The organism is Mycobacterium sp., assembly GCF_019247615.1.
In the GTDB taxonomy this organism is placed as follows: Bacteria; Actinomycetota; Actinomycetes; order Mycobacteriales; family Mycobacteriaceae; genus Mycobacterium.
Genome location: NZ_JAFBAT010000109.1, coordinates 1 through 8,328 on the forward strand (window position 1 = coordinate 1; position 8,328 = coordinate 8,328).

7 protein-coding genes and 1 pseudogene are annotated in these 8,328 nt (G+C 69.0%); 2 read left to right on the plus strand and 6 right to left on the minus strand.

The window, feature by feature from the left end; genetic code table 11:
- Window positions 1–969, minus strand: a 969-nt coding sequence (locus JO059_RS07290; RefSeq protein WP_293315421.1) for a 13E12 repeat family protein, incomplete at its 3' end; no start/stop codon positions are given.
- A gap of 129 nt (window positions 970–1,098) precedes the next feature.
- Between JO059_RS07290 and JO059_RS07295 the strand changes: the two genes are divergently transcribed.
- Complete coding sequence (locus JO059_RS07295) at window positions 1,099–2,226, plus strand: nucleotide pyrophosphatase/phosphodiesterase family protein (protein WP_293315426.1); 1,128 nt, start codon at window positions 1,099–1,101, stop codon at window positions 2,224–2,226.
- A gap of 160 nt (window positions 2,227–2,386) precedes the next feature.
- A pseudogene (locus JO059_RS22920) lies at window positions 2,387–2,899 on the plus strand (DUF998 domain-containing protein); the annotation flags it as partial.
- A 108-nt stretch (window positions 2,900–3,007) separates the two neighbouring features.
- On the opposite strand, the gene JO059_RS07305 reads toward JO059_RS22920, so the two are convergent.
- From JO059_RS07305 to JO059_RS07325, 5 genes are all read right to left on the minus strand, one after another.
- On the minus strand, window positions 3,008–3,988 hold the full coding sequence (locus JO059_RS07305) for a nitroreductase family protein (RefSeq protein ID WP_293315427.1): 981 nt from the start codon (window positions 3,986–3,988) through the stop codon (window positions 3,008–3,010).
- A 119-nt stretch (window positions 3,989–4,107) separates the two neighbouring features.
- Window positions 4,108–4,884, minus strand: coding sequence for a 3-oxoacyl-ACP reductase (locus tag JO059_RS07310; protein ID WP_293315423.1), 777 nt, complete (start codon window positions 4,882–4,884; stop codon window positions 4,108–4,110).
- 7 nt (window positions 4,885–4,891) lie between these two features.
- Window positions 4,892–6,259: an aldehyde dehydrogenase family protein gene (locus JO059_RS07315; RefSeq protein ID WP_293315424.1), complete on the minus strand. Its 1,368-nt coding sequence runs from the start codon at window positions 6,257–6,259 to the stop codon at window positions 4,892–4,894.
- On the minus strand, window positions 6,256–7,029 hold the full coding sequence (locus tag JO059_RS07320; protein ID WP_293315428.1) for a gamma-glutamyl-gamma-aminobutyrate hydrolase family protein: 774 nt from the start codon (window positions 7,027–7,029) through the stop codon (window positions 6,256–6,258). Before JO059_RS07320 ends, JO059_RS07315 begins: the two co-directional genes overlap by 4 nt.
- Window positions 6,995–8,328: glutamine synthetase family protein (locus JO059_RS07325; RefSeq protein WP_293315425.1), on the minus strand; the 1,334-nt coding region annotated here is incomplete at its 5' end. The genes JO059_RS07325 and JO059_RS07320, both read right to left, overlap by 35 nt.

The window sequence follows — 8,328 nt, forward strand, 5'->3', positions numbered from 1 at the left end:
GCCGGGGTGGATCAGCGGCACGAGTTTGGCCGAGGTGGCCAGTTCGCGTACAAGCTCGGGGGTGATCAGCCCGTCAGCGCCCACCATCGAGGCCGGCGCGTCGCTGCCGCCGTTGAGGCTGGCCTGCTCGGCGATCACGTGGACGACCACCGGGCCTGCCGCCCGGCGCTTGCCCGCCGCACAGTCAGCGCGCCCGCAGCGACACCCCAGCCGATCCGCGCCGGCGCCCAGCGCCCCCAACGCGTCGGCGCGGCGCTGATCGCGGCTGCGCGGATCATGGGCGCACACCGTGGCGGCCAGCGCGTTGAGCCGCTGATCCAGCGCGTGCGCGTCGGGAGACAACAGGCTGCCCTCGACATGCCAGAGTCCGTCGTGGCCCTCCCAGATCGACACCTCGCGCTCGGCCTGGCGTTGCTTGCGCCGGCGCACCGCATCGGCATCGGCCTTGGCCACCACCTTGGCGACCTGCGCGCCCAACCGTCCCTTGCTCAGCGAGGGCCACAGCGGCACCATGACAGACAGCTCGCCATCCACCGCGGCCAGCACTTGGGCGTCGGTGATCAAATCGGTGCCAAACACGATCGTCTGAAACGCCCGATAGTCGATGTCACCGGCTTTGAACACCTGCGCCACCTTGGGCAGGCGTTCATGCATCGCCCGCGCATACCGCAGCCGGCTTTCGGCCACGCCCTGGCTGACCCGCAACGCCGCGCCCACCTCAGCGGCCACCGCCGCCATGGTGTCAATGGCCCAATCCTCATCCTCTGAACACCGCGACAACCGGTAGGCGAACAACCGCCCCATCTCATCGAGTTGGGCAGCCACCGCGCGATTTTCCGCGCGCGCCCCCGCACAGATCGCCTCCACCAATGCCGCGGACTCCGAGGTCACCGACGGATGCCGGCGCTCCATGAGCTCACCCAACCGGGCAACCGACTCCGGATCGGCCAACCGCTTCCCTTCGAACATACATTCGATCGTGCCACAGCCCACTGACATGATGGTTTCGGGCGGCCGGCCGAGATGGGCGAGCCCCGACGAATCCGCCTTTCGCGCGCATCTTGACCTTCGTGCCAGACTGACGCCGTGCCTGGTCAAGTGCGCGGTTCCATATGCGACGTGCTCCCCGCCGCGGGCGCGCTGCTGGGCGTCGCCGGTGCGGTCGACAAGCTGGGGTTGGCCGACTGGGGCCGCGATCGAGTCGACCGCGTCGCGATCGTGCTGGTGGACGGCATGGGTTGGCATCTGCTACCCGAATTGGCCGGCAGCGCGCCGCTGCTCGCCTCCATCCTGGCTGGCGACACGGGGCGCCTGACCGAGCTCACGTGTACCTTCCCGTCGACCACGCCCAGCAGCCTGGTGTCGCTGGGCACCGGGGCCCAGCCGGGAGAACACGGCGTCCTGGGTTTCACGCTCAACGTGCCCGGCACGGACAGGGTGCTCAACCACGTCCTGTGGCGCGACGACCCGCCGCCTACCGAATGGCAGCCGCTGCCAACGTGGTTCGGTCGGCTACGGCACGCCGGCGTCGACGTGCGCGCCGTCCTGCCCGCCCACTTCCTGGGCAGTGGACTGACCGACGCGGCCTATCGCGGCGCCCGCTTCCGGCCGACGAACCCGACCGACGACTACACCCGGGAGCTGACCGACGAGCTGCGCGCGGGGCCGGGCCTGATCTACGGTTACACGGCCGACCTGGACACCGCGGCCCACCTGTTCGGCGTGGGATCGGCCCAATGGCACGAAGCGGCCGCCCGAGTCGACGCGCTGCTGACCCGGCTGGTCGAGACGCTCCCCCCCAGCGCGGCCCTGCTGGTGACCGCCGACCACGGCGGCCTCAACGTTGCGCCGCACGCTCGCGTCGACCTTGACACCGACCCCCGGTTGGGCGAGGGAGTACGGGTGGTCGCGGGCGAGCCGCGGGTGCGCTACCTGCACACCGAACCAGGGGCCACGGCGGACGTACGGGCCGCTTGGAGCGAGGCCCTGAACGGTCGGGCACGGGTCTACAGCCGCGAACAGGCCGTGGCCACAGGGATGTTCGGGCCCGTCGACCCGCGGCACCTGGCGCGGATCGGTGACGTCGTCGTCGTGTGTACCGGCGACGCGGCCGTGCTGGCGACCGGCCACGAGCCGCCGGAAACGGCTCGCCTCATAGGTTTTCACGGCGCGGCCACGGCGGCCGAGATGGCGATTCCATTGATGGTGCTGGGAGCGGGCACCTGAGTTTGGAAGGTTCGGGTTTAACCCCGATGCGGGGGTGAAATCTGCTTTCATGCGCAAGACCGCGGCCAGCCCGGAACCGACCGGCTTCGCCGTGCGGCGGCTGGGCCGCACCTTCGCGGCCGTGAGCCTGGCGTTGAGCGCGGTCTTGTACTCGGCCTGGATGCTGCAATTCCCGTTGCATGTCGGTGCCGACCCGGTGCACGCATACGCCAGTGAACTGGCTGCGGGAAGCGGTCCCGATCATTGGTTGTTCGCCTCCACCGACCTGGCCGCGGGTTTGCTCGCGGTCGTTGCCGCGGCCGCCATGTCGTTGAGCGGCGCCGTGCCGCGACCCTTCACACCGCGGATCGCGTGGCTGGGCCTGGCGAGTTTCGGCGCCGCCACTGCGGTGGATTCGCTGCTGCCGCTGCCCTGTCGCCCCCACCTCGACGCCGGATGCGCGGGCCGCCAAGCCGCGCATCAACTGCCCATCACCGACGCGCTGCACACCGTCACGAGCAGTGCCGCCATCGCCGGGTTGCTGGTGGCCACGCTGTGCTTCACCAGCAGAACGCAGCGTGGCACGCTCGCACACCGCGCCGGCGTCGCAATCTCGATCGTTTCGGTGGCCAGCACGGTGTGGACCATTGCGGAAGTCGTACTCGATGACACGGCCCCCACGGGCGAACAGGTGGGGCTGGCCCAACGAACCCAATTGGTTGCCCTGGCTCTCGCCGTCGCCTACGTCGCCTGGCTTTCGTGGACCGGCCGCAATCGACCACCCGGCGGCAAAAAGCGACCGTCAGCCTTGCAGCCGGAAGACCTCACTGAGAGATCGGCGCGGTGTCGGCTTCGGCACCTTCCCCAGCGCAGGCGCGACGCCGACCCGCACCAGCACCTGGGGCCAGGCCTCGCGGTCCAGCAGTGTGGCGACGAGCTCACGGGTGACTTTGAGCTCGGTCACGTGAGTCACCGGGCAGGTGGCAAAGCCGGCCATCGTGCACTCCAGCAGCACCGCTGAGAGCGCTTCGCCGACGCTCAGTGCATCGGCGCGGCTGTCGCCGTCCGTGGACAGCAGCAGGATCGTGGCGTCGTCCTGAGGGACCGCGGTGCGTCTTTCGTCGTGGTGCGTCATCGGAAAGCCGCGCCCGACATCGACGCGGTCGCTTTCGGCCGCCGACGGCAAGGAGGCATACGGAATGCCCTCTGACGCCTCGAATGGTGATGTCCACCAGCGTAATTCGGCGTGATAGGTCGAGTCGTAGTAACGCAGCGTTTCGAAGAGGTGGGACGCCTGCGCCAGCCGCGGGCGCTCCTCCTCGGGCATCACATCCACATGCACGGCTTCATCGTCGACGGCCGCGCGCAGCACCGGCTCGAACGCTGGCCAGTTCATCGGAGCAACGAAGGGCAGGCGGTCGGTCCGGCGCATCCAGATCGCGCTGGCGCGGCGCCGCTGATCATCGGTGACGTGGTCGAGCGGGGTGAAGTCGATCGACGCCAGATGGTTGGGGTCGTCCGGATTCGGGAAGCGGACGATGTGGGCTTGCCACCCTGAGTCGGCCATCGCCACGCGAAGGTGGTCGAGCGCAGCGCCGCAGCTGATGAGCGCCTCGCGCCCCGACCGGTCGGCGAGGATGGCACGGTGCGGATCGAGGAAAAGGTGCAAGCGCCCGGCGCCGGCCACCCACTGCCAGGGTTGGCTGTTGTGCAGCGACGGCGCGCGGCACGCCGACCGCACTGCCTTCTTGATGACCTCGTTTTCCACCGTGGCGACAGGCATGTCGACCTCCCGTTGCTGATCTACTGTCGAGTATTCGCCAACCGTCGGCGGACACAAGACATTGGTCCGGCGCAGCACCGAGTGCAGGACACGGATTCGGCCGTCGGCCTTCACAGAGCTCACAGGGGCGTGACGTAGGCTGAGCTGATCCCGCCGTCGACCAAGAACGTCGACGCGGTGATGAACGAAGCGTCGTCACTTGCCAAAAACGCCACGGCAGAAGCGATCTCGTCGGGTTCGGCGAAGCGGCCCAGCGGTACGTGCACCAGCCGACGAGCGGCCCGCTCGGGATCTTTGGCGAAAAGCTCCCGCAGCAGCGGGGTGTTGACCGGACCGGGACACAGCGCGTTGACCCGGATGCCCTGACGGGCGAATTGGACGCCGAGCTCACGCGACATTGCCAGCACCCCGCCCTTCGAGGCGGTGTAGGAGATCTGCGACGTCGCCGATCCCAGCACCGCGACGAACGAGGCCGTGTTGATGATCGAGCCCTTCTGCGCGGGCACCATGTGCCGCAACGCCGCGCGACAGCACAGGTACACCGATGTCAGGTTGACGTCTTGGACCCGCCGCCATGCCGCAAGTTCGGTCTTCTCGATCAGATCGTCCTCGGGAGGTGAGATGCCGGCGTTGTTGAACGCGATGTCGACCCCGCCGTATGACTCGGCCGCGGTGTCGAACAGCGCATTGACCGCGTGCTCGTCGGAAACGTCGGTCGGCACGTACAACCCCGAAAGCTCCTCGGCCGCCTTGGTACCGGCTTCGCGGTCGATGTCGCCGACCACGACGGTCGCGCCTTCGGCGTGCATCCGCCGCCCGGCGGCCAGGCCGATGCCGCTGCCGCCACCGGTGATGACCGCGACGCGGCCCGCCAGCCGTTGGGTCAGGTCCGTCATGGAACCGCTAGCCCTCCTCCTTGATGGCGATGAACACGTTTTTGGTCTCGGTGAAATGCAGTGGCGCGTCCGGGCCGAGTTCGCGGCCCAGCCCGGACTGCTTGAAACCGCCGAACGGCGTGTGGTAGCGAACCGACGAGTGCGAGTTCACCGACAGGTTGCCGGACTCGATCGCCCGCGACACCCGAAGCGCGCGGGAAAGGTCGTCGGTCCAGATGGATCCCGACAGGCCGTAGGCGGTGTCGTTGGCCAGCGTGACGGCGTCGTGCTCGTCGTCGAACGCCAGCACGGTGACGACGGGGCCGAAGATCTCGTCGGTGACGCTGCGGTCGCTGCGCCGCGGCGTGAGAACCGTGGGCGGAAACCAGAACCCGGGACCCGTCGGCGCGGCGCCCCGGAAGGCAACGGGCGCGTCGTCGGGCACGTAGGAGGCCACCTTGTCGCGGTGCGCGCCGGAGACCAGGGGGCCCATTTCGGTGTCGCGGGCGGCAGGGTCCCCGACGGCCACCGCCTTCACCGCCGGCTCGAGCAGCTCCATGAACCGGTCGTACACGCTGCGCTGCACCAGGATCCGGCTGCGCGCACAGCAGTCCTGCCCCGCGTTGTCGAACACCCCGGCAGGCGCGCTCGCCGCCGCGCGCTCGAGGTCGCAGTCGGCGAAGACGATGTTGGCACTCTTACCGCCGAGTTCCAGAGTCACCCGCTTGACGTTGGCCGCCGCGCCGGCCATGACCCGCTTGCCCACCTCGGTGGAGCCGGTGAAGACGATCTTGCGCACCTCCGGGTGGGTGACGAGACGCTCCCCGACCACCGCGCCCTTGCCGGGTAGCACCTGCAGGAGGTCGGCGTCGAGCCCGGCCTCGGCGGCCAGCTCGCCGAGCCGGATGGTCGTCAGAGGCGTCCATTCGGCGGGCTTGACCAGCACCGCGTTGCCCGCGGCCAGAGCGGGCGCGAAGCCCCAGGACGCGATCGTCATCGGAAAGTTCCACGGCGTGATCACACCGACCACACCCAGCGGCTCGTTGAATGTCACGTCAAGGCCGCCGGCGACGGGAATCTGCTTGCCCGACAGGCGTTCCGGGCTACCGGCGTAGAACGCCAGCACGTCGCGGACGTGGCGGGCCTCCCACTCGGCCGACACGATCGGGTGTCCCGAATTGGCCACCTCGAGCCCGGCCAGTTCGTCGATGTGGGCGTCGACGGCGGCGGCGAACGCCCGCAGGCCTTCGGCACGCTGCCCGGGCGATAACCGCGCCCAACGTCGCTGGGCCGCCTGCGCGCGGGCCGCGGCGTCGTCGACCGCAGCGGCGTCGAGCAGGTCGATCGAGGCGAGCACCTCCTCGGTCGCGGGATTGACCAGTTGCGCCGATGTCATCGGGAATCGGCATACGATTGCGCGGCGCTCACCACCGCCTTGAACAACCGCAGGTCGTCGAGCGACTTCTCCGGATGCCATTGCACCGCAAGCACAAAGCCGTCGCTGGGCAGCTCGACCGCCTCGATGACGCCGTCGTCGTCCACCGCGCTGACCACCAGGCCGTCGCCCACCTTGTCGATTGCCTGGTGGTGATAGCACGGCGCGTCGACGGACTCCCCGAGCAGCGCGGCGAGCCGGGTACCCGCCACGGTGCGGACGGGCAGCCTGGTGAACACGCCATTGCCCGCCCGGTGACCGTTGTGGCCCAGCACATCCGGGAGATGCTGGTGGAGCGTGCCGCCGAACGCGACGTTGAGCATCTGTGCACCGCGACAGATGCCGAGGACGGGAAGCCCACGGTCCAGCGCACCGCGCAACAGCGCGAATTCCCAAGCGTCACGCGCGGTTCGCGGATGATCGGTGCTCGGATGCGGTTGCTGACCATACGCCCCGGGATCCACGTCATAACCGCCGGTGAGCACCAAGGCGTCCAGGCTCTCGAGCAGCCCACCGACGGCGTCGGTGTCCGCGGGCTGCGGCGGCAACAGCACCGCGATCCCCCCGGCAAGAATGACACCCTCGAAGTAGTCGGCAGGCAGATATCCCGCTGCAACGTCCCACACCCCGGTTCGGACTTGCTCGAGATAACCGGTCAATCCCACGACCGGTCTCCGTGGGTCCCCACCGTCGGGCCTAGAGGCGCTCAAAACCGCGCATCCTTTCCCAATCGGTGACCGTCGCGTTGTAGGCGGCCAACTCGACGCGAGCGTTGTTCAGGTAGTGCGCCACCACGTCGTCGCCGAAGGCCTCCCGCGCCAGCGCTGAATCGTCGAACCCCGCGGCCGCCTCGGCCAAGGTGGCGGGCAGCCGCCGGACACCGGTCGCCTCGTACGCGTTTCCGACGTACGCGTCGGGCGGCTCGAGGCCCCCTTGTATTCCGTGCAGGCCGCCGGCGACCAGAGCCGCCACCGCAAGGTAGGGGTTGACATCTCCGCCGGGGACCCGGCATTCGACCCGGATGTTGCGGCCGTGACCGACCACCCGCAGCGCGCACGTGCGGTTGTCCAGGCCCCAGGCCACCGCCGTGGGCGCGAAGCTGCCGTCGGCGAATCGCTTGTAGGAGTTGATGTTCGGCGCGTAGAAGAGAGTTAACTCCGGCAGCGTCGCCAGCACCCCGGCGATGAAACTGCGGAAAATTGCGGACATTCCGTGCGGGCCACCGTCGTCGGGGAACACCGCGGTGCCGCCGTCCGAGCCGCCCCGGCCCCGCAGCGAGAGGTGGATGTGACAGGAATTGCCTTCGCGCTCATCGTATTTCGCCATGAAGGTCAGGCTTTTGCCGTGCTGGTCGGCGATCTCCTTCGCGCCGTTCTTGTAGATTGCGTGGTTGTCGCACGTGATCAGCGCCTCGTCGTAACGGAAGCCGATCTCCTGCTGACCCCGGTTGCATTCGCCTTTGACAGCCTCGAACCGCAGGCCCGCGCCCTGCATGCCCAGCCGGATGTCGCGCAGCAGCGGCTCCATCCGCGATGACGCCAAAATGGCGTAGTCGATGTTGTAGTCGCTGGCGGGAGTCAGCCCGCGGTACCCGCTGGCCCAAGCCTGGCGATACGACTGGTCGAACACGATGAACTCCAGCTCGGTGGCGACGTCGGCGATCAGGCCGCGCCCGTCGAGCCGGTCGAGCTGGCGGCGCAGGATGGCCCGCGGCGCGACGGCGACCTCCCGGCCGTCGGCCCAGCGCAGGTCGGCGATCACCAGCGCGGTGTCGGGCAGCCACGGGATGAGCCGCAGGGTCGACAGATCCGGCAGCATCACCATGTCGCCGTACCCGGTGTCCCAACTTGAGATCGCATAGCCGCCCACGGTGTTCATGTCGACGTCGACGGCGAGCAGGTAGCTGCAGCACTCGGCGCCGTGGGCGGCGATTTCCGCGACGAAGAGCCGGGCCGACATCCGCTTGCCGACCAGCCTGCCCTGCATGTCGGTGAACGCCACGATGACGGTGTCCACCGCGCCCGTTGCCA